Source organism: Agromyces sp. NPDC058126, from assembly GCF_042884595.1.
In the GTDB taxonomy this organism is placed as follows: domain Bacteria; phylum Actinomycetota; class Actinomycetes; order Actinomycetales; family Microbacteriaceae; genus Agromyces.
The window spans coordinates 54,764-74,574 of record NZ_JBHVTS010000004.1; the positions used below are offsets into that span (position 1 = coordinate 54,764).

The following is a 19,811-nucleotide window of genomic DNA, read 5'->3' on the forward strand; positions in this document are numbered from 1 at the left end:
TCGTTCGTCGGAGGGGTGAGAGAGAGGAAATATCATGAGGATCTTCATCGCAGGTGGCTCGGGCGCCGTCGGTTCGCGCCTCGTCCCCATGCTCGTCGCGGCCGGTCACGAAGTCACGGGCACCGCCCGCACCGACGAGGGCATCGGCCGCATCCGCGCGGCAGGAGGCCGCGGCGTGGTCATGGACGGCACGGATGACGCGTCGATCCGCCGGGCGGTGCTCGACGCCCGGCCCGAGGTGCTCGTGCACCAGCTCACCTCATTGTCGGGCAGGTTCGACTTCAAGCGCTTCGACGAGACGTTCGCCGTCACGAACCGGCTGCGCACCCGCGGCACCGATGCGCTCATCGCCGCCGCCCAGGAAGCCGGCACGGGCCGCATCGTCGTGCAGAGTTACACCGGCTGGACCAACGAGCACTCCGGCGCCCGGGTGAAGACCGAGACCGACCCGATCGACCCGAGCCCGGTGCCGGCGGCGCGCAACACCCTCGCGGCCATCGCCCACGCCGAGCGGGCGACCGTCGCGGCGGGCGGGCTCGCCCTGCGATTCGGCAACTTCTACGGCCCCGGGCAGTCGCTCGGCGAGGGCGGCGAGATGCTCGAGTCGGTGCGCAGGCGGCAGGTGCCGATCGTCGGCGACGGCGCAGGCGTCTGGTCGTTCTGCCACATCGACGACGCGGCGGCGGCGACCTTCGCGGCCGTCGAGCGGGGGGCCGCCGGTGTGTACAACATCGTCGACGACGAGCCCGCCGAGGTCGCCGAGTGGATGCCCGTGCTCTCCCGTGCAGTAGGCGCGAAGCCGCCGATGCACGCACCGGCCTGGATCGCCCGCCTCCTCATCGGCGACTTCGGCGTCTCGTGGATGACGACCGCGCGGGGCTCGTCGAACGCGAAGGCCAAGGCCGAGCTGGGATGGCAGCCTCGGTACGCGAGCTGGCGGGACGGATTCGAGGACGGTCTCGGCGCCTCCTGAGCTTCGACCACCCCGGGGCATCCTCGACCCGATGCGCTCGGCCGATCATCGTGTCGTCGATCCCCGACGACTGCGCGAAGGTGAACATCGCGAAGTCGATCGACTCCCTGGCCTTGAAGCGGGACTCAGCCCGCGAGCGTCGCCGCCAGCCACGCCGCCTGGCGCTGCCACTGCTCGCCCTGGCCGCCCTCGTGCTCGTTGAACGCGTACTCGACGATCTCGGCGTCCGCGCCCCAGTGGTTGCGCGCGGCGTAGACCGTCGACGGCGGGCACACCGGGTCCATGAGGGCCACCGAGAACAGCGCGGGAACGCGGGCGCGCTTCGCGAAGTTCGCGCCGTCGAAGTACGAGAGCGTCTCGAACACGCGCTCGGCCGCGCCGCGGTGCACGGCGAGGTACCGCACGATCTCCTGGTACGGGTCGCGGTCGGTGAGCCCGACCGCGCGTTCGAAGTGGCAGAGGAACGGGACGTCGGGCATCGCCCCGACGAGCCCCTCGGCGAGCGCCGCCGCGGCGATCGAGATGCCGCCGCCCTGGCTGCCGCCCGTCACGGCGACCCGTGAGGGGTCGACGCGGTCGAGGCTGCGCACGGCGTCGATCGCGAGCACCGCGTCGGTGAACACGCGCCGGTAGTAGTACGCGGCGGGGTCGTCGATGCCGCGCGTCATGAACCCGGGCGCCGACGAGCCGGTGCCGTGGGGGTCGGGCGTGGCGCCGCCGGTGCCCCACACCGAGCCCTGCCCGCGGGTGTCCATGAGCAGGTAGGCGTAGCCGGATGCCGCCCACCCGAGCCGCTCGTGCGGCAGGCCCCGCCCGCCGCCGTAGCCGAGGTACTCGACCACCGCCGGGAGCGGACCCTCGGTGCCCGCCGGCACGAGGAACCACCCGTGCACCGGGTCTCCCCCGAATCCGCTGAACTCGATGTCGTACACCTCGACCGCGGTGAGCGGCGACGCCACGCGGTCGAGCCGCGGCGGACGCGCGAGGGCGCGCGACTCGGCGATCGTCGTCGCCCAGAACACGTCGAAGTCGGCCGGCTCGGCGACCGCGGGGCGGTAGTCGCGCAGCTCGTCGATCGGCGCATCAAGTCGTGGCACGTGGCATCCTTCGCTCGGCGGAGAGTTCAGCGTATCGAAGCCGCGTCGTGCGACGATCGGGCGCCGGCCGTCGGCGGCGAACCCCGCCACGGGAGCGCCGGCGCCCCGCCGACCTCGACCTCGACGCCGAGCAGCGCCCCGTCCGCCGGGGTCGGGCGGTCGAGCCCCACGCTGGCCGTCGTGATCACCAGCAGGCGGTCGACGAGCGCGACGGCCGTGGGCCGCTTCGCGGGCAGCGCGATCGTCTCGAGCAGCACGCCGCTCGGCGAGTAACGGCGCACTTCGGCGGCATCCCAGACCGCGACCCAGAGCATGCCCTCCAGGTCGATCGTCAGGCCGTCGGGGTTGCCGCCCTCGACCCGGCACACCGTGCGCCGATTGCCGAGCCCGCCGTCGGGCGCGACGTCGAAGGCCTCGATGCTGCGGTTCGGAAGGGTGTCGATGTAGTAGAGCGTCTCACCGGCGCGATCGAAGGCGAGCCCGTTCGAGACCGTCACGCCGTCGAGCCGTTCGGTCGCCACGCCCTCGGCGTCGATGCTCCAGAGCGCGCAGTGCGGCTGCCGGGGCATCGACTGGCTGCCGACCCAGAATCGGCCGGCGGGGTCGCAGCCGCCGTCGTTCATGTAGTCGTCGCCCGATGCGACGTCGACGGCGATCGGCGAGACGGCGCCGTCGTCGCCCACGTGCACGACGCCGCGGTCGACGGCCACCGCCCAGCCGGCTCCGGGCGCCGCGAGCGGCACGGGCGCCCCGATCCGGGCGCCGACGCGCACGACCGGCCCGGGCATCACCCTGCCGGCTTCGAGGCGACCGCGGTGGAACGACCCCGTCGCCATGTCGATCCAGCCGAGGCCGCCGTCGCGACCGTCCCACCGGGGCGACTCGGCCTGGACGTATCGCTCGTCGGAGAGGATCTCGACGGTTCGTGAAAGCGTGGAACTCGACATCCGTTGTCATCCTTCGGTGGTGGCGGTACCCGATATGTGGCAGGCTATCTCACAATATGAATGTCAGTTGCGAGACTGGCTGAAGCAACGACGCTGAAGTGAGGAACTGGCCGATGGCCCCGACGCTGCATGGCTTGATGCCGATTCTTGCCACCCCCTTCGACGAATCAGGCGCACTCGACCGCGCGGGCCTGCGACGACTGGTCGAATTCCAGCTCGCGTCGGGCGTCGACGGCGTGGCCGTCTTCGGCATGGCGAGCGAGGGCTTCGCGCTCACCGCCGACGAGCGACGGATCATCCTCGCCGACGTCGTCGAGCTCGTCGCCGGCCGCGTGCCCGTCATCGCCGGCGTCAACGGCACCTCGACCGCGACGTCGATCGAGCAGTCGCTCATGGCCCAGGAGGGCGGGGCCGACGCGCTCATGGTGCTGCCGCCGTTCATGGTGAAGCCGCCGGCTGCGAGCCTCATCGATTTCTACGGCGAGGTGGCCGCCTCCACGACCCTCTCCGTGATGGTCCAGGACGCCCCGGGCGTGACCGGGGTCGCGATGCCGCCCGCACTCATCGCCGAGCTCGCCCGTCTCGACGGGGTCGACTCGGTGAAGATCGAGGCACCGCCGACCGCACCGAAGGTCGGCGCCGTCGTCGACGCGATCGGCGACGCGGACTTCGCGGTGCTCGGCGGCCAGAACGCGCAGTTCTGCCTCGAGGAGTACGCGCGCGGTGCCGTCGGCACGATGCCGGCGTGCGAGTTCGCCGACCTGCTGGCCCCGGTGCTCGAGCAGTTCATCACCGGGCGCGTCGACGAGGCGCGCGCCGGGTTCCGCCGTATGCTCCCCCTCGTGCTGGTGGGTCTGCAGGGCGGCATCGCATGGGCGGTGCACAAGGAGGTGCTCGTGGCGCGCGGCATCATCGACCACGCCACCGTGCGCTACCCGGCCGCCCGCCTCGACGCCGGCAGCAGGGCCGCCGTCGACCTGGTCATCGACGAGCTCGAGCTCCCGCCGCTGCCGACCGCGGTGCACGTGTGACCCGTCGTGGCGTGCTGCTGATCGGCGGCACCTCCGAGATCGGGCTCGCGATCGCCCGCGCCTTCGCCGAACGGGGCGACGCCGTCGTCGGAGTGGGGCTCGAGGCATCCGCCGACCCGGCCTTCGAGCGGTACCTCACCGCCGACTGCAGTCGCGCGGATGCCGCGGACCAGGTCGTCGCCGACGCCGCCGCGGTGCTCGGCCGGCTCGACGTCGTCGTGCTCGCCGCCGCCCGGATGCCGATCGACCGCGCCGACGCGACGAGCGACGAGGACTGGCGCGGCGCCCTCGGGGCGACGCTCGACTCGGCGTTCTTCGTGTCTCGCGCCGCCCTGCCGCGGCTCGCGGCAGGCTCGTCGATCGTCGCAGTCACCTCGGTGAACGGGTCGCTCGCGGCTCCGGGGGTTCCGGCCTATGCGGCGGCGAAGGCCGGTGTCGAGGGCCTCGTCCGGCAGCTCGCGCTCGAGTACGGCCCGCGCGGAATCCGCGTCAACGCCGTGGCACCCGGGAGCATCTCGGCGGCCGACACCGGCGAGAGCGAGGGCTACCCGCTCGGCCGGATCGGCCGGCCCGAGGAGGTCGCCGCCGTCGTGGCCTTCCTCGGTTCGCCGGCCGCATCGTTCGTCACGGGGACGACGATCCCGGTCGACGGCGGCCTGTCGATCTCCTCCCCCGCCGCCTGGCTGAAGCCGTCGCTGCGCGATCGCTGGATCTGAGTCGCAGCCGAGCTGCTGCAACTCTCCTGCCGACCGCCTGCAATTCCCCGGCCGCCCCTGCCGGTCGAGTGCTCGACGCACTCGACCGGCAGGGGTCGCCGTCAGTTCCCGACGCGGACGAACTGCACGGCGCTGACGCGGTGGATCGCGGGGCTGCGCACTTCGAGGCGCACGACCCCGACCGCGCCCGCGGCATACCGGAAGGTGCCGAGCGCGCGCCAGGCCGCGGCCCCCTCGAGCTGATTCACGACGACCTCGGTGCTGCCGGCCTGATGCTCGACGATGTAGGCGGCGGAGGTCGTGGTCGCCGGATTCGTGGGGTACCAGACGGAGACCCGGTACTCGCCCGCCTCCGGCAGGTCGACCTGCCAGGTCACCGTGCTGCCGACCGAGCCGGTGTCGCTGTAGCGCGTCCGCGTGCCGTTCCAGCCCGCCAGGCCGCTCGGGAACCACAATCCGGTCTCGAGATACCCGGGCCACGGCGACTGGGTGTGGGCGATGACGCCCTCGTCGGCGACCCGCACCAGCACGCCCCGGCGGAGCGTGCCGTCGAGGCGCGCCTCGAACCGGCTCGTCGAGCCCGGCACCACGGCCGCTCCGGCCGTGGCCGTCCACGTGTGGGTCAGGTCGGAGCGCGGCGGCACCTCGATCACGACCTCCTTCTGCCCGACGCTCCACCCGGTCACGCCGAAGAGCGCCAACGTGGCGCGCAGCGGAGTGACGCCGGTGTTGATCACCAGGGCGGTCAGTCGCGCCGTCGCGCCCGGACCGCTGACGATCGCCGTGTCGCTGGTCAGCGACACCAGCCGGCGGCGATCGATCACCTCGATCGCGGCCGGCCTCAGCTCCACCGGCTCGTCGTCGGCGGCCGACACGGATGCCTCGATGCGGACCTCCCCGAGCGCGGCGGCCGCGGGGGTGATCGCCGCCGACTCGACCCGGGCCACGCCCTGCGCGGGGACCGAGACGGGCGGCGCGCCGCCGTCGAGCTGCCAGCCGTCGGGGAGGGCCAGGGCGACCTCTCCGGCGAACGGCTCGTCGGTGGCGTTGCGCACCTCGATGACGAGCGGCACCCGGTCGCCCGCCGTGCTCGTGGCCTGGGCGACCACGTCGCCGGTCACGCCGGAACCGGCGCCGCCGATGCGGCTCGGCAGGGCCAGACTGACCTCCTCGGTGGCGACCGAGCCGACCGTGATCGTGTAGCTGAACGCGTCGGCCGATGCGTCGACGGGGATCGTCCACTCGTAGGGGTAGCCCTTCGGCGCCGCCTGCTGCACGGCGCCGTCACCGATCCGGTAGCCCAGTGAGGCCGGCTGCTCGGTGTCGATCTGCACGTAGGCGTCGTAGCCGGGTCGGCCGGGTCGCACGAGCAGCACGCCGCGGGCGAGGCCGTAATCGGTGCCCGGATCGGTGTCGACCTCGTGGAAGCTGTCGGGGCCGTGGTCGACGATGTCGTCGACCGGCAGCGTCGGGCGCTCGACCGTCACGCCTCTCACGACCAATGCGACCAGCCCGTGTCCTGGCACGCGCACCTTGAGGCGGCCTGCCGTGGCGGTCGTGGACGAGCGGGTGCCGTCGGCGGCCACCACCTCGACCGCCGGAGCGTCGCCAGCCGAGAGCCCGGTGAGGTCACCGGTGAGATCGACGACCACGAACTGCGCGTCGGCCGAGGAGTTGGTGAGGCTGACGTACAGCGCCTCGTCGCCCACTCCTGCGATCCAGTTGATCAGCGGGTTGTCGAGGGAGATCAGGCCGGCCGGGAAGTACGGCCAGACCCCGTCCTCGCCGAAGAAGGTGCCAGGGGCGTGGCCGTAGGCGAAGTACTTGAAGTAGGCGAAGTCGGCCTCGAACGCATGCGGGAAGTCGATCTCGCCCGAACTCCGGTAGAAGCTCTCGCTGATCAGGTAGTCCATCGCGAGACCGAGCTGGGCGGGCGCGTGGTGGAAGTAGTACCCGGTGATGCCGACGGGGCCGCTCGTGGCGAAGTCGGGCTTCATCTGGGCCACCTGGAACTGACGGCTGTAGTAGCCGGGATACGTGGTGAAGCGGCCGATCACCATGTTGTGCGCGACGTCGGCCAGCAGCGGGTCGCCGGTGTGATGCGCCAGCCGCAGCAGCGCTCCGGCCCAGCACGGGTTGAAGACGTACCCGCCGCCCGGATCGGTGAGCGAGCTGACGCCGAGCTTGAAGGAGGAGAGTGCCTCGAACGTCAGCCCGGTCGGGGAGACGACCCACGCGGGCACGGTCTCGGTCGCGACCCCGGTGGCCGGGTAGGAGGGCAGGGAGGATCGCGTCTCCCAGTCGTACTGCTGCATGACCACGTGCCCCTCGGGCACGGTGACGGTCTGGTCCGGCACCGGCCGGACCGCGGTCTGGGTGATGAATCGCTGGGCCTCCCGATGGGCCCCTTCGAGGAACTCCGCCTCCCCCGTCGCCTCGAACAGCACCAGCAGGTCCACCCAGTACTTGGAGAAGCTGTAGGCGAAGCCGCCCGGAGGCTGCCCGTTGCCGCGATACGGCGTGAGGATCTCCTCCTGCACGTAGCGCTTGCCGATCAGCGTCGCCTCGGCCAGGTAGGCCGGGTCCCCGGTCACCTGATAGGTGGCCAGTGCGGTGGCGAAGGGTGCCCGGCTCTGCCCGACGACCCCCGCCTTGGTGGCTTGCACGGCCAGCCGCTGGATGCCCGCATTGCGGCCGTGGGTCAGTTGCGAGAGCGCCGCCAGGTTCACGGCATCGGTCGGGATCCGGCCGATCCGGTACTGCGTCTTGTCGTTGTAGACCGAGCCGCCGATGACCGGCGAGTGCCCGATCCCCTTGCGCGACAGCTGGAACTCGAGCGCCGGTCGGGCCCGGCGCTCGTAGAGGGTCCCGTCCGACGTGCCGGTCAGGTAGTGCGCCGAGAGCAGCACGCCGCTGGCCGCAGCCCGGACGGCGTCCTCGTTCTCGACGTCCGCGAACCCCTTGGCCCGGTTCCACCACCCGGAGTAGGACGGGATGTAGTCGACCGAGTCGTCGCCGTCGGGCTCGATGGCGATCAGTTCCGTGATCGCGTGGACGGCGTCGGTCAACGATCGGTCGTAGACGTTCTGCCGGTAGGCCTTCAGGCCGTACTCGCCTCGGCACAGGGCGGTGTACGTCTCGTACAGCGAGCCGGCGCGTGCCGCGAGGCCGAAGGCGAAGCCGCGTCGCTCGCCCGCCTCCATCGCCGTTCGCAGGCCCGGCTGCGGCGCGTAGATGCTCGGCACGATATCGAGGCTGTCGTTGCGCAGGCTCATCCCGTAGGGCTGGCGATCGGACATCAGCTGGCGCTCGTGCACGAACTCCGCCACCTCGGCGGGAAGGTAGACCCCCGAGGTGACGGCGACGTCGGCGACGTCGTACTGGGTCAGCGCCATGGGCGCGAACAGCTCCCATGCGCCGAGCGGAGCCGAGCCGTCGAGCACCGAGAGCGCGTGCTGGTACGACCCGCAGAGCACCTCGTCGAGGTCGTCGAGCCCACGTGCATCCTGGCTCTGGTAGCCGACGAGGTAATCGCCCGCCGTCTTCGCCGTCAGCACGTAGTGCGCCTCGGGCTGGTCGCCGTCGAGCCGCCAGTTGACGACGAGCTCCACGTCATCGGTGCTCGTCCGAAGCTCGATCGCCTTCGGGCCGAGGAGCCGGAACGAGGTGAAGCCCAGCCAGCTCGGCTGCAACGGCCCGTACAGCTCGGGTGCGCTGCCCGAGGGCAGCGTCCCCGCCAGCACGACCCACTGCTCGTCGAAGCGGTGCTCGGGGTCGGTCAGCGACAGCCACCGGCCGTCGTGCTTGATCTCGAGATCGCGGACGATCGTCTCGCCGCCGTCCCACCTCGCCTGGAAGAAGGTCATCCGATGGCGGCGCCCGACCAGGCGCGCGACCCGGGTCAGTGAGAGGTCCGGCTTGTCCAATCGGCGCAGCGCGTCGGCATACGACCCGTTCGTGCTGCTGAACCCGGGATCCGCGGCGGCCGCCTCGGGGTGACCGCCGAAGACCGCGGGCAGCACGCCCGCGACCAGCAGCAACCGGAGGGCTGAACGCCGGCTCCACAACCCCGAGTCGTCGTGGACCCGTGATCCGTCCTCGGCTGTTGCGTCGTCGTCGGCCGCTGGGCTCATCCTTGAATCCATGATGCAAATGATGCATGCGTTATGCGAGAGTGTCAATGGCCATGCTGTCAGCGGTGGCGCTAGCGTCGAGCATGCACTCGCCCTGAGAGGACCACGCGGTGACCCAGAACCGATCCGAAGAACTGACCGAGTACTCGCTGACCGCCCTGCTGACCGCCCCCGAGCCGCCCGAGGAGCCGGCGGACTTCGACGGGTTCTGGCGGGGCACGTTCGACGAGTTCGGCACCGGCCGCGTCGGGTGGGAGTTCGCGCGGCATCTCGCCGGCACCGAGACGCATGACGTGACGGAGATCCGGTTCGAGTCGTCCGCAGGCGAGCAGGCCGTCGCGTTCCTCATGGTGCCGCGGGCCGTCGGCGTCGTACGGCGCGGCCTCGTGATCGGGCACGGCTACGGAGGCCGCGCCGCCCCCGACCTCGACCAGGTGCCCGCGGATACGGCCGCGATCTTCCCCGCCGCGCCGGGCACGCCGCCGAACACCTCCAGCCGCTTCCCGGCCCTCCCCGACGAGCACGTGCTCGCCGGCATCGCGCACCGCGACACCTACTCGCACCGCTTCGCCGCAGCCGATGTCTGGCGCGCCGCGACCGTGCTGCTCGACGCCGCGCCCGCGGCCGCGGGAGCCCTCGACTTCAGCGGCGGGAGCTTCGGCGGCGGCATCGGGGCGATGGCCCTCCCGTGGGACGCGCGCTTCCGACGCGCCTCGTTCGACGTGCCGAGCTTCGGGCACCACGCGATCCGCCTCACCCGCCGCTGCACGGGCAGCGGCGAGGCGGTGCGCCGGCACCTGAACGGGCACCCCGAGGCGCGCGCCGTGCTCGGCTACTTCGACGCCGCAGCGGCGGCGCGGCGCATCCGCATCCCCGTTCATGTGGCGGCGGCCGTGCTCGACCCCGCAGTCGACCCGCGCGGACAGTTCGCCGTCTACCACTCGCTCACGGGCGCGAGACGACTCACCGTCCGGGCGAACGGGCACCTCGACGGGCCCATCGCCGCGGCCTCCGAGCGGTCGGCGCGGCTCGATGCCGCCGACTTCTTCGCCCTCCCCGACGACCGACTGGCCTGAGCGAACGGCGGTCGCCGAGGCATCCGTCTCGAAGCGGATGCCTCGGGGCGCGCCGAATGCCGGCGACCTGCGGGTCCCTCCGCAGGCCGCCGGCTCTCACGGCATCACGTGTTCGCGTCGAGCAGGTCCTGCACTTCCTTCTTCAGGGAGTTGAGGCCGGACTGCACGTCGACCTGGCCCGCGAGGATGTTCGCCACGCCGGCGCCGATCGCGGTGTCGATCTGCGCGGTCACGGGCACGCGGTCCCACGCGGCACCGCGCGCGTGCTCGGAGACCTCGGTGCGGAACGCGGTCTGGAACTCATCGGCGGCGAGCTCGGGGATCTGGTCGGCGACCGACTTGGCGGCCGGCGCGACGGCCGACTGCTTGTAGAAGGCCGTCGCGGCCTCGACGTTCGTCGCCGCGTACGTGATGAAGTCGCGGCTCGTGAGCTCGCCTTCGCCGGCGCTCGCGAAGAGGCCGCTGCCCCAGGCGCGGTTGTACGACTCCTTGCCGCCGGCGGTGGGCCTCGAGATCGCGCCGATGTTGTCGATGATGTTCTGCGCGGCACCGTTCGTCTTCACGAACGTCGAGGCGAGCGGGGCGTCGTCATAGAGGGCGGCGCGCCCGCTCGCGAAGAGGATGCGCGCGTCGCTGCGGGCGACGTTGGCCTGGGTCAGGCCCTCGTCCTGTAGCGACTTGTACCAGGTGATCGCCTTCACGCTCTCCTTGTCGCCGATCGTGCACTCGAAGTCGTCCGTGACGACCGGGCTGCCGAAGCCCCACATCCAGTGGGTGGCGTCCTTCAGGTCGGGGTTCTTCGTGACCGCCGCGTACGGGATCAGCGAGGAGTCCTGCGACTTGATCTTCTCGAGCGCGGTCGCGAACTGCTCGATCGTCATGCCCGACTCGATGCCGACGCTCTTGGCGATCTCGCCGTTCGTGATGATGCCGATGCCGGCGGCCGTGAGCGGCATGACGAGGAGCTTGCCGTCCATCGTGTACGCGTCGAGCACGCCCTGCGGGATGCCGAGCCCCTTCGCGAGGTCGGTGAGGTCGGCGAGCACGTTCATCGGCGTGAGCACCTGCCATCCGCCCGACTGGCCGACGCCCAGCAGCTTGCCGGAGCGACCGGTGAGGGCGAGCTGGGTCGCCGCCTGGTCGTAGGGGTAGGTGACGGGCGAGACCGTGACGCCCTCAGCAGCGGAGAAGTCCTTGAGCACCGCCTCCCACGCGGGCTTCAGCGCCTCTTCGCCGAGCGAGTTGCCGTAGAAGTTGATGGTCTTGGCCTTCGTCGCGGCGTTCGCGCCGGCAGTGGCTCCGGGCGCGGCCGGTGTAGCGCAGCCGGCGAGGGCGAGCGCGCCGAACGCGGCGAGTGCCGTGCCGCCGCCGAGGAAGGCGCGGCGGCTGAGCTGCGTGGTCGAGAGGTTCATTGCGGATGCTCCTTCGTCGTGGTGTGGGTCGAATCGGTTCGGTGGATCTTCGCTAGCCCTTGACCGCCCCCGACGCGAGGCCGGAGACGAAGTAGCGCTGGAGCAGGATGAAGATGATCGCGAGCGGCAGCGAGGTGATGAGGGATGCCGCCATGAGCGCGGGCCAATCGGCCGTGCCGTCGCGGATGAACGCCTGGGTGAGCCCGGCCGGCAGCGTCTGCTTGTCGGGGCCCGCGAGCGTGAGCGCGAAGAGCAGGTCGCTCCAGCCGCGCATGAAGGCGAACATCGCCGCCGTGATGAGGCCCGGCACGATGAGCGGCGCGACGATCTTGAACATCGTCGCGACGCGCGAGAGGCCGTCGACCTTCGCAGCCTCGAGGATGTCGTCGGGCAGGCCGTCGATGATGCCCTTCAGGAGGAACACCGTCAGCGGCAGCGTGAACGTCGTGAACGAGATGATGAGCGCCGTGTAGGTGTAGAGCAGGTTGACCGAGCTCAGCATCAGGTAGAGCGAGATGAGCAGCAGCGCCCCGGGGATGAGCTGCCCGATGAGGAACATGAACATGATCGCGTTGCGCCCCGAGTAGCGGAACTTCGAGAGCGAATAGGCCATGAAGGCGCCGACGATCACGGCGAGCACGGCGGTGCCGGTAGAGACGATGAAGCTGTTCTTGAGGTTCTGCAGCAGGGCGTCGTTCTGGAAGAACCCGATGAAGTTCTCGAGGGTCGGGTCGATCGGGAAGAGCGGCCGGTCGAGTGCGAAGACGGCCTCCTTCTTCATGAACGCCGTGGACGTCAGCCAGTAGACCGGCAGCAGCCCGAAGAGGGCGAGGAGGATCAGCCCGACGCGCCCCGGGATCGACAGCCTCGGGCGAACGATCGCCTCTCCGATGTCGCGGCCGTGACTCATCGCTTCTCCAGACGTCGGTTGAGCAGCAGGTATGCGCTCGAGATGATCGCGAGCAGGATCAGCCAGAGCACGCCCATTGCGGAGGCCTTGCCGAGCTCGTAGCTGCCGAACGCGAGTTGATAGAGGCTGACGGCGAGCGTCGTGGTCGAATCTCCGGGTCCGCCGCCCGTCATCACGAAGATCGTGTCGAAGTTGCCGAAGTTGTAGATGAACTCGAGCGTCGCGACGAGGGCGACGGGGCCGACGATGTGCGGCAGCGAGATGTAGCGGAAGCGCTGCGACCGGGTGGCGCCGTCGATCGTCGCGGCCTCGAGCTGCTCGCTCGGCAGGGTCTGCAGCACCGAGAGTGCGACGACCATGATCCAGGGGAACGAGTGCCACGTCTTCGCGATGACCACGGCGGCCATGGCGCCCGTGGGATTGCCGAGCAGGCTCACCTCGGGGAGGCCCACCATGGTCAGCAGGTGGTTCAGCACGCCGTAGCTGTCGTTGAAGATCCAGGCCCAGAGGAACGAGACGACGACGCCGGGCAGGAGCCACGGCAGCATGAGGGTGCCGCGCAGGATGTTGCGGCCGCGGATGCGTGCGTTGAGGAGCACCGCGAGCGCCACGCCCAGGAGCACGGGGAAGATCGTCGCGAGTGTCGCGAAGGTGAGCGTCGTGCCGAGGCGGGCGACGAACTCGCCGAAGATCGCCGTGTAGTTGTCGAAGCCGACGAAGGTGCGCTCGGGGCGCAGGAGCGACTGGTCGTAGAGACTCGTGCCGATGCTCGAGACGAGCGGGTAGATCGCGATCACGAGGAAGAGCAGGACCGCGGGGAGTGCGATCATGAATCCGAAGGTGCGGTCCTTCGCACCGAGTGTCGTGCGCCGCCCGGATCGCGGCTCGGTCTTCTCGCGTGTCGCGGGCCGGTCGAGGATGGCTTGCTGCATTGCGTTCACTTCCCGAGAGGTGGCGACCCTGTCTCAGGGCCCCTGTGCGTCGTCGTCACAGTCGTCAACGCTGACGTGCGGCCAGTAAACCACAATGCGGATGTGAAATCCACAAAATGCATGACTCACCCATATTTGGATTGCCTCGGCTGATTCCGCTCACTACACTGACGGCAACGGCGCAGCCCGAGCGGGCACTCGCGACGCGGCACTGCATGGAGAAGGAGTCCCGATGGCAGCGGAATCGGTGGGCGGCACACAGACCGTCGAACGGGCTATGTCCCTGCTCGCGTGCTTCACCGAGGAGGCCGGCGAGCTCCGCGTGTCCGAGCTCTGCGCGCTCACCGGACTCGGCCAGTCGACCGTCTCGCGCATGATGTCGGCGCTCGACCGCATGAGGTTCGTCGTCCAGGACGACCGGACTGGCCTCTACCGCCTCGGCCCCGCCGCCGTCGCGCTCGGCACGATCGCGATCAACGGCTCGCCGATCTTCCGCGCCTCGCGCCAGATCGCCCAGAATCTCGCCCATCGACTCGGCATCGGCGTCAACGTCGCCGAGCTCAGCGGCTTCACCTTCACCTACCTCTGCAACTTCGAGGGCGCGCTCGCCCCCAAGTCGTTCGCGATGGCGGGCCGCACGGCGCCCCTCCACGCCACCGGCCTCGGCAAGGCGCTGCTGTCGGGCATGAGCTCCGACCGCGTCGACGAGTACTTCGCGAAGACGCCCCAGCGGTACACCCCCCACACGATCGTCGATCGCGACGTCATGGAGGCGGCCCTCGAAGAGACCCGCAGCCGCGGCTACGCGACCGAGATCGAAGAACTCGCGTTCGGGCGGGCCTGCATCGCCGCGCCCATCCGCAACCGCGCGGGCGAGATCGTCGCCGGCCTCTCGGCGAGCGGGCCGCTGTCGGTCCTCGACCTGCAGGCCCCCCACCAGGAGCTCGCGCTGCAGGTGATCGAGGCCGCCGACGAGATCTCGGTCGCCCTCGGCTACAGCCCCTCCCATTCCGCGACGGCGTTCGCGGCCCTCTGAGCCCACGCCGCGGCATCCGTCGACGGCCTTCCCGATCACTCAAGTCACCGGAGACCCTGTGAGAATCGCGCGCGTCCAGACCTTCCCCCTCTTCATCTCGAAGGAGGATGCCGAGGACTCCTACGCGGGCGAGGCCGCGGTCGAGCACCGCGGCTACATGATCCGGCCGCCGTGGCGGAGCCTCTACTCACCCGGCTACGAGACGCTCATCGTGAAGATCGAGACCGACGACGGCCTCGTCGGCTGGGGCGAAGGACTCGCACCCGTCGCCCCCGAGGTCGCAGCGGCGATCGTCGACCACCTGCTCACTCCCCTGATCCTCGGCGAGGACCCGCGGTCGGTGCGCACGCTCTGGCACCGCATGTCGGAGTCGATGCGTGAACGCGGGCATCTCACCGGACACCAGGCGGATGCGATGGCCGCCGTCGACATCGCCTTGTGGGACCTCTGGGGCAAGGCGACCGGCCTCTCGGTCTCCGAGCTCGCGGGCGGACGATTCGCCGAGGTGCTCCCGACGTACGTGTCGGGCGTCCGCGGCGTCGACGACGCCGAGATCGCCGAGAAGACCGCCGTGCTCGTCGAAGCCGGAGTGCGCCGGTTCAAGATGCACCTCGGCACCGATCTCCGTACCGACCTCGCGACCTACGACGCCGTGCGCGACGTGCACCCCGATCTCCAGGTCGCGCTCGACGCGCACTGGAGCTACCGCCTCGGCGAGGCGAAGGCGCTCGGGCGCGAACTCGACGACCGCCACGCCTGGTTCTTCGAGGCGCCCCTCGCCCCTGAAGACGTCGAAGGCCATCGCGACCTCGCTGCGTCCATCGAGACCCCCGTCGCGGTCGGCGAGGCGATGCGCAGCCGATTCGAGTTCACGGACTGGCTGACCCGCCGCGCCGTCGGCCTCACCCAGCCCGACATCGGACGCACGGGAATCACCGAGGGGCTGGCCATCGCGGCCATCGCCGACGCCTTCCACGCGCAGGTGGCGCCGCATCACTCCGCCGCGTTCGGCATCGCGATGGCCGCAGGCGTGCACGTCGCCGCGAGCTCGCCGTCGCTCCTCGCCTTCGAGTACCAGCCGCTCACCCTGCCGGTCGCGAACCGGATCCTCACCACGCCCCTCGAGGTGAAGCCCGACGGCGACTTCGTGGTGCCGACGGGGCCGGGCCTGGGCGTGAGCGTCGACGAGGCGTTCGTCCGAGAGTTCGTCCGGCGCGAGCACCGCGAGCCGATCTCAGCCTGACGCGCCAGAATGGGGCGGGTGAGCGAACACGTCTTCATCTCGGGCCCGGCATCCTGGAACCGCATCGTCGTCCTCGACCGCCTGCCCGAGCCGGTGCCGCACATGCAGTTCGCGCTCGAGGAGTACGAGACCGTCGGCGCGACCTCGGCGGGCAAGGCGCTCGGCCTCGTGGGCCTCGGGCGGCGGGTGCGCCTGCACGCGCTCTTCGGCGCGGACGCCGACGGCGCCCGGGTCAAGCGCCTCCTCATGCAGGCGGGGGTCGCGCTCATCGCGGCCGACGGCGGCGTCACCGAGCGCCACGTCAACCTCATGACGCGCGCCGGCGAGCGGGTCTCGCTGTTCCTCTCGACGCCGACCGACCCCGGTGAGGGCAGCGACGCCGAACTCGACCTCGAGCTCCGGCAGGCGATGGCGGATGCCTCGGCGCTGGTCCTCGACCTCTCGGAGCTCTCGCGCCGCCTCATCCCCGCGGCGAAGGCGAGCGGACGGCCCATCTGGACCGACATCCACGACTACGACGGCGAGAGCGAGTTCCACCGCCCGTTCATCGAGGCGGCCGACGCGATCTTCATGAACGCCGACCGCATCGGCGACGACCCCCTTCCGTTCATGCGCTCGTGCATCGAGGGCGGTGCCTCGCTCGTGGTCTGCACGCTCGGCGCCGACGGCGCGATCGCACTCGACGAGCGGATGACCCGCCACGACGTCGCGGCGGTGCCGACGGCAGTGCGCGACACGAACGGCGCGGGCGACGCGTTCATGGCGGGCGTGCTCGACGCGACCCTCGCCGGGTCGGGGCTCGACGAGGCGCTCGAGGCGGGGGCCCGCCACGCGGCATCCGTGCTCGTCACCCGGCACCTGCACCCGAGCCTCGACGCCTTGCTGGGGGCCTGAGGCTACCCGGCCGCCGGCGCGATGTTCGCGTTGTCGCGGAAGAGGTTGCCCGGGTCGACCGCCGCCTTGAGCGCCCGCAGCCGCGCGAGGGTCGCCGACGGGAATGCCGCCGCGACGGTCGCGTCGCCCTGCGTCGTCTCGAAGCTGAGGTAGGCGCCCTCGGTGTGCGGGGCGATGAGCTCGTCCCACCGCTCGCTCGTGCGCATGGCCGAACTGCCGAACGCGACGACCGAGAACTCCGAGGCTCGGTGCGCGAAGGCGGTCGCGTCGGCGGGCACGTCGTGCACGGCCCCGCCGACGGCGCGCAGCTGGAAGAAGTAGCTCGCCCCCTCGTCGAGGTACCGTGCCGCGTCGCGCGCGAACTCGGGGGTGACCGGGCCGATGAGGCCCGAGCGCGAGGTCGGCTCGCCCTCGGCGCCGTGGCTCTCGTCGCCCGCGTTCGCCATCACGGCGTCGTAGGTGGTGAGCCGCACGTCCTGCCCGATGAGCGGGGCGGCGTCGGCGAGCGGTTGCAGCCGTTCGAGCACCGTGTCGGGGTCGTCGGAGTCGATCATCGTCATGACGTTCGCGACGGGCGGCTGGCCGGGGCGGACCCCGCCCATGATGAGGAAGCTCGTCACATCGCGTGGCGACTCGACGACCCAACGGCCCCACGCCTCGAGGAACCCGGCACGGTCGCTCGCGTCGAACGCGAGCTGCGCGAAGCCGACGACGCCGACCTCGTCGACCTCGAACTCGAAGGCGGTGACGATGCCGAAGTTCGCGCCGGCCCCGCGCACCGCCCAGAAGAGCTCGGGATGCTCCGTGGCGTCGGCCCGCACGATCGAGCCGTCGGCGAGCACCAGCTCGGCGGCGCGCAGGTGGTCGATGGTGAGCCCGTGCTCGCGGGCGAGGTAGCCGATGCCGCCCGCCGTCGCGAGACCGCCGACACCGACGCCGCCGTAGTCGCCCGAGCTGAGCGCCCAGCCGTGCGGGGCGAGGAACGCGGCGACGTCCTTCCAGCGGGCGCCGGCCTCGATGCGCACGAGCCGGCTCGCCTCGTCGAGCACGGTCATGCCGTGCATCCGGGAGAGATCGACGACGATGCCGCCGTCGTTCGTCGAGCGGCCGCTGATGCCGTGGCCGCCGCTCCGCACGCCGAACGGCACCTCGGGGTGGCGCCCTGCGAAGCGCACGGCGTCGGCGACCTCGGCCGCGGTCGTCGGCTGCAGCACGAGCCCGGGTGCGCCGCCCCGGAGGTAGGTCGACTTGACCCGGGCATAGCCCGCATCACCCGGCTCGACCGCCCGGGCGGCGAGCGGCGCCGGCAGGGCGTCGTAGTCGATGCCGTCGCGACGCTTCGCCCGCACCGTAGTGCTGCGGCTCGGCGCGGCGCCGACGAGCGAGGTCGGCGCCGTGGCATCCGATGCCCCGCTGCCGCTCGTGCCCAGCTCGCGTGCGACCGCCTCGCGGAGCCCAGGCGCGACCTCGGCAGCGAAGTGGCGGATGGTGCCGGGATCGTCGCTCGCGAGGATGAAGGTGCCGACGCCGTCGTCGAGGACGAGGGGCAGCAGCTGTTCGACCCACTGCTCGGCGGGCCCGTCGAGCATTCCCCCGCGACCTCCCGCGGAGAAGTGGCCCCCGACGTTGAGCAGGCGGCGGATCTCACGCGGGTCGCGCCCGGCGGCGGCCGCGGCCTCGTCGATCGTCGTGTTCGCCCGGGCGAGGTCGCCGGGCTGCAGGTAGGCGAGCGAGGGCAGCCAGCCGTCTCCCTTGCGCCCGATGAGCCGGAGCATGCGCGGCTTCAGCGCGCCGATCCAGATCGGGATGTTGTGCGCCGGGGCCGGGCCTCGCTTGGCGCCGTCGATGCGGTAGTAGTCGCCGTCGAGCTGGAACCGCGCGCGCTCGCCCTGGTCCCACACGCCGCGGATGACGTCGATCGCCTCGGAGAGCGCGTCGACCGCCTGCCCGGGCGTGAGGCGGCGGCCACCCATCGCCTCGATCGCGTCCCAGAAGCCGCCGGCGCCGAGTGCGAGTTCGAAGCGCCCCTCTGAGAGCAGGTCGATGCTCGCGGCCGAGCGGGCGAGCACGGCGGGCGGGCGCAGCGGCACGTTCGCGACGTTCGCCGCGAGGCGGATGCGCCCGGTGCGGGCCGCGACCCAGGTCAGGAGCGTCTGCGTGTCGTGGAAGCGCGGCTGGTACGGGTGGTCCTGGAAGGTGACGAGGTCGTAGCCCGCCGCCTCGCTGAGCTCGGCGAGGCGCACGGGCGCCTGCGGCGGGTCGTTCGTCGGGGTGATGAAGGTGCCGAACTCGAGTTCATGGCCGTAGTGCATCGTGCGCGTCCCTTTCCACGTCTCCCCCAGCATGCTGCACGGATGCACCATCCGCTCGTCGAGGGTAAGCTGCTTACTTGTGGTAAGCGATGACGAGCAACCGAACATTCCCGCACCCGTTGCCGGGGGCGACGAGCTCGCCGCGCATCGCGCGCGCCTCGACGAGCTGGGGCACATCGACGACGAGGCATGCCGACGGTTCCAGTCGACGATCGAGTTCGCGGGCCGCAAGTGGAACGGCGCGATCCTGCTGGCCGGCGTCCGCGGCGCACGGCGGTTCTCCGAGTACCGGGCGATGGTGACGGGCATCTCGGACCGCCTGCTCGCGGCGCGGCTGCGCGAGCTCGAGGCCGAGGGCATGATCGAGCGGCACGTGAAGGCGACGACCCCGGTGACGATCGCCTACACACCGAGCGCGGCGGGGCTGCGGCTCATCGAGCTGCTGCAGCCGCTCGTCGAGTGGGGCCTCGAGAATGAGGCCGACGGGCCCGGGAACGCAGCGGCCGGACGCTCGATCGAGCGCCCGGCCGGGTGACACCTGTTCGGCGGGTTACTTGGTCTCGGACTTCCCGGGCTCGGCGGACTCGGCCTGCTCGCCCGCGGGCGCGGCGACGGGTGCCTCGGGTGCAGCCTCGGGCTCGACGGCCGCGGCGGGCGCCTCGGGCGTCTCCTCGACCGGCGCGACCGCGGCTTCGACGGGCTCGTCGTCGAACGAGTCGTCCTCGTCGAACTCGGCCGGCACCGCGGCATCCGCCTGCGACGCACGACGCGCGATCGACCAGGCGACCGCCTGCGTGGCGGCGGCGATGACGATGGCGAGCGCGCCCACCGCGATCAGCAGGCCGCCGACGGTCGTGCCCGTCTGGGCGCCGAGGTAGGCCGCGTAGTCCTGCGACTGCGCCGTGTACAGCTCGACCTGCGATGCGTTCGACGTGTTGAGCAGCCAGAGGCCGACGCCGAGCAGTGCGAGGGCGGCGACCCAGGTGCCGATCAGCGGCAGGTTGGGCAGGGCGCGGGTCGGGGTGTTCGAGGTCACAGTCGTCCTTCGGGTCGGGTGCGGCGCGGCTCGCCGCCCTGACGACCGTAGGGGACGAAGGTA

General features: G+C 71.4%; 16 protein-coding genes. 8 read left to right on the forward strand and 8 right to left on the reverse strand.

The window, feature by feature from the left end; all coding sequences use genetic code 11:
* Positions 1 to 34: 34 nt before the first annotated feature.
* Positions 35 to 973 (forward strand): NAD-dependent epimerase/dehydratase family protein, encoded by a 939-nt coding sequence (locus tag ACFVTR_RS12865; RefSeq protein WP_387037847.1) that lies wholly within the window; start codon positions 35 to 37, stop codon positions 971 to 973.
* 125 nt (positions 974 to 1,098) lie between these two features.
* Here ACFVTR_RS12865 and ACFVTR_RS12870 read toward each other — a convergent pair whose 3' ends face one another.
* Both ACFVTR_RS12870 and ACFVTR_RS12875 read right to left on the reverse strand, forming a co-directional pair.
* Positions 1,099 to 2,070, reverse strand: coding sequence for an acetylxylan esterase (locus tag ACFVTR_RS12870; RefSeq protein ID WP_387037850.1), 972 nt, complete (start codon positions 2,068 to 2,070; stop codon positions 1,099 to 1,101).
* Between the two features lie 26 nt (positions 2,071 to 2,096).
* The gene (locus ACFVTR_RS12875; RefSeq protein WP_387037852.1) at positions 2,097 to 3,017 is read right to left on the reverse strand and encodes an SMP-30/gluconolactonase/LRE family protein; all 921 of its coding nucleotides are present in this window, start codon (positions 3,015 to 3,017) and stop codon (positions 2,097 to 2,099) included.
* Between the two features lie 137 nt (positions 3,018 to 3,154).
* Here ACFVTR_RS12875 and ACFVTR_RS12880 point away from each other — a divergent pair, with 137 nt between their 5' ends.
* Entirely contained in the window at positions 3,155 to 4,048 is an 894-nt protein-coding gene (locus ACFVTR_RS12880; protein ID WP_387037854.1) for a dihydrodipicolinate synthase family protein, read from the forward strand.
* Positions 4,045 to 4,764 (forward strand): SDR family NAD(P)-dependent oxidoreductase, encoded by a 720-nt coding sequence (locus tag ACFVTR_RS12885; RefSeq protein WP_387037855.1) that lies wholly within the window; start codon positions 4,045 to 4,047, stop codon positions 4,762 to 4,764. Before ACFVTR_RS12880 ends, ACFVTR_RS12885 begins: the two co-directional genes overlap by 4 nt.
* Before the next feature lie 101 nt (positions 4,765 to 4,865).
* On the opposite strand, the gene ACFVTR_RS12890 is transcribed toward ACFVTR_RS12885, so the two are convergent.
* Positions 4,866 to 8,897, reverse strand: a complete 4,032-nt coding sequence (locus ACFVTR_RS12890; RefSeq protein WP_387037857.1) for a hypothetical protein — start codon at positions 8,895 to 8,897, stop codon at positions 4,866 to 4,868.
* 110 nt (positions 8,898 to 9,007) lie between these two features.
* Here ACFVTR_RS12890 and ACFVTR_RS12895 point away from each other — a divergent pair, with 110 nt between their 5' ends.
* Entirely contained in the window at positions 9,008 to 9,973 is a 966-nt protein-coding gene (locus ACFVTR_RS12895) for an acetylxylan esterase (protein WP_387037859.1), read from the forward strand.
* A gap of 104 nt (positions 9,974 to 10,077) precedes the next feature.
* On the opposite strand, the gene ACFVTR_RS12900 is transcribed toward ACFVTR_RS12895, so the two are convergent.
* Genes ACFVTR_RS12900 through ACFVTR_RS12910 form a run of 3 tightly spaced genes read right to left on the reverse strand, consistent with a single transcriptional unit; the run spans position 10,078 to position 13,227 of the window.
* Positions 10,078 to 11,385 carry an extracellular solute-binding protein gene (locus tag ACFVTR_RS12900; RefSeq protein WP_387037861.1) on the reverse strand — a complete coding sequence of 436 codons (1,308 nt, stop codon included), beginning with the start codon at positions 11,383 to 11,385 and terminating at the stop codon, positions 10,078 to 10,080.
* 52 nt (positions 11,386 to 11,437) lie between these two features.
* The gene (locus ACFVTR_RS12905; protein ID WP_387037863.1) at positions 11,438 to 12,295 is read right to left on the reverse strand and encodes a carbohydrate ABC transporter permease; all 858 of its coding nucleotides are present in this window, start codon (positions 12,293 to 12,295) and stop codon (positions 11,438 to 11,440) included.
* Positions 12,292 to 13,227, reverse strand: a complete 936-nt coding sequence (locus ACFVTR_RS12910; protein WP_387037864.1) for a carbohydrate ABC transporter permease — start codon at positions 13,225 to 13,227, stop codon at positions 12,292 to 12,294. Before ACFVTR_RS12910 ends, ACFVTR_RS12905 begins: the two co-directional genes overlap by 4 nt.
* Positions 13,228 to 13,459: 232 nt before the next feature.
* Between ACFVTR_RS12910 and ACFVTR_RS12915 the strand changes: the two genes are divergently transcribed.
* Genes ACFVTR_RS12915 through ACFVTR_RS12925 form a run of 3 tightly spaced genes read left to right on the forward strand, consistent with a single transcriptional unit; the run spans position 13,460 to position 16,400 of the window.
* A complete protein-coding gene (locus ACFVTR_RS12915) occupies positions 13,460 to 14,263 on the forward strand; it encodes an IclR family transcriptional regulator (protein WP_387037866.1) in 804 nt (267 codons plus the stop codon).
* Positions 14,264 to 14,321: 58 nt separating this feature from the next.
* A complete protein-coding gene (locus tag ACFVTR_RS12920; protein WP_387037867.1) occupies positions 14,322 to 15,506 on the forward strand; it encodes a mandelate racemase/muconate lactonizing enzyme family protein in 1,185 nt (394 codons plus the stop codon).
* Positions 15,507 to 15,524: 18 nt separating this feature from the next.
* A complete protein-coding gene (locus ACFVTR_RS12925; protein ID WP_387037868.1) occupies positions 15,525 to 16,400 on the forward strand; it encodes a carbohydrate kinase family protein in 876 nt (291 codons plus the stop codon).
* Positions 16,401 to 16,402: 2 nt separating this feature from the next.
* Here ACFVTR_RS12925 and ACFVTR_RS12930 read toward each other — a convergent pair whose 3' ends face one another.
* A complete protein-coding gene (locus ACFVTR_RS12930; RefSeq protein ID WP_387037870.1) occupies positions 16,403 to 18,712 on the reverse strand; it encodes an LLM class flavin-dependent oxidoreductase in 2,310 nt (769 codons plus the stop codon).
* A 79-nt stretch (positions 18,713 to 18,791) separates the two neighbouring features.
* On the opposite strand from ACFVTR_RS12930, the gene ACFVTR_RS12935 reads away from it, so the two are divergent.
* Positions 18,792 to 19,247, forward strand: coding sequence for a winged helix-turn-helix transcriptional regulator (locus tag ACFVTR_RS12935; protein ID WP_387037872.1), 456 nt, complete (start codon positions 18,792 to 18,794; stop codon positions 19,245 to 19,247).
* Between the two features lie 15 nt (positions 19,248 to 19,262).
* Here the strand turns inward: ACFVTR_RS12935 and ACFVTR_RS12940 are convergent, their stop codons facing one another.
* On the reverse strand, positions 19,263 to 19,748 hold the full coding sequence (locus ACFVTR_RS12940; RefSeq protein WP_387037873.1) for a hypothetical protein: 486 nt from the start codon (positions 19,746 to 19,748) through the stop codon (positions 19,263 to 19,265).
* Between the last annotated feature and the right edge of the window lie 63 nt (positions 19,749 to 19,811).

What these genes read in the sequence shown, in the direction of transcription:
- ACFVTR_RS12910 (WP_387037864.1), bottom strand. Translation starts at nt 13,227, where the DNA reads ATGCAGCAAGCCATCCTCGACCGGCCCGCGACACGCGAGAAGACCGAG.
- ACFVTR_RS12880 (WP_387037854.1), top strand. Translation starts at nt 3,155, where the DNA reads ATGCCGATTCTTGCCACCCCCTTCGACGAATCAGGCGCACTCGACCGC.
- ACFVTR_RS12865 (WP_387037847.1), top strand. Translation starts at nt 35, where the DNA reads ATGAGGATCTTCATCGCAGGTGGCTCGGGCGCCGTCGGTTCGCGCCTC.
- ACFVTR_RS12890 (WP_387037857.1), bottom strand. Translation starts at nt 8,897, where the DNA reads ATGAGCCCAGCGGCCGACGACGACGCAACAGCCGAGGACGGATCACGG.
- ACFVTR_RS12900 (WP_387037861.1), bottom strand. Translation starts at nt 11,385, where the DNA reads ATGAACCTCTCGACCACGCAGCTCAGCCGCCGCGCCTTCCTCGGCGGC.
- ACFVTR_RS12930 (WP_387037870.1), bottom strand. Translation starts at nt 18,712, where the DNA reads ATGCACTACGGCCATGAACTCGAGTTCGGCACCTTCATCACCCCGACG.
- ACFVTR_RS12905 (WP_387037863.1), bottom strand. Translation starts at nt 12,295, where the DNA reads ATGAGTCACGGCCGCGACATCGGAGAGGCGATCGTTCGCCCGAGGCTG.
- ACFVTR_RS12915 (WP_387037866.1), top strand. Translation starts at nt 13,460, where the DNA reads ATGGCAGCGGAATCGGTGGGCGGCACACAGACCGTCGAACGGGCTATG.
- ACFVTR_RS12875 (WP_387037852.1), bottom strand. Translation starts at nt 3,017, where the DNA reads ATGTCGAGTTCCACGCTTTCACGAACCGTCGAGATCCTCTCCGACGAG.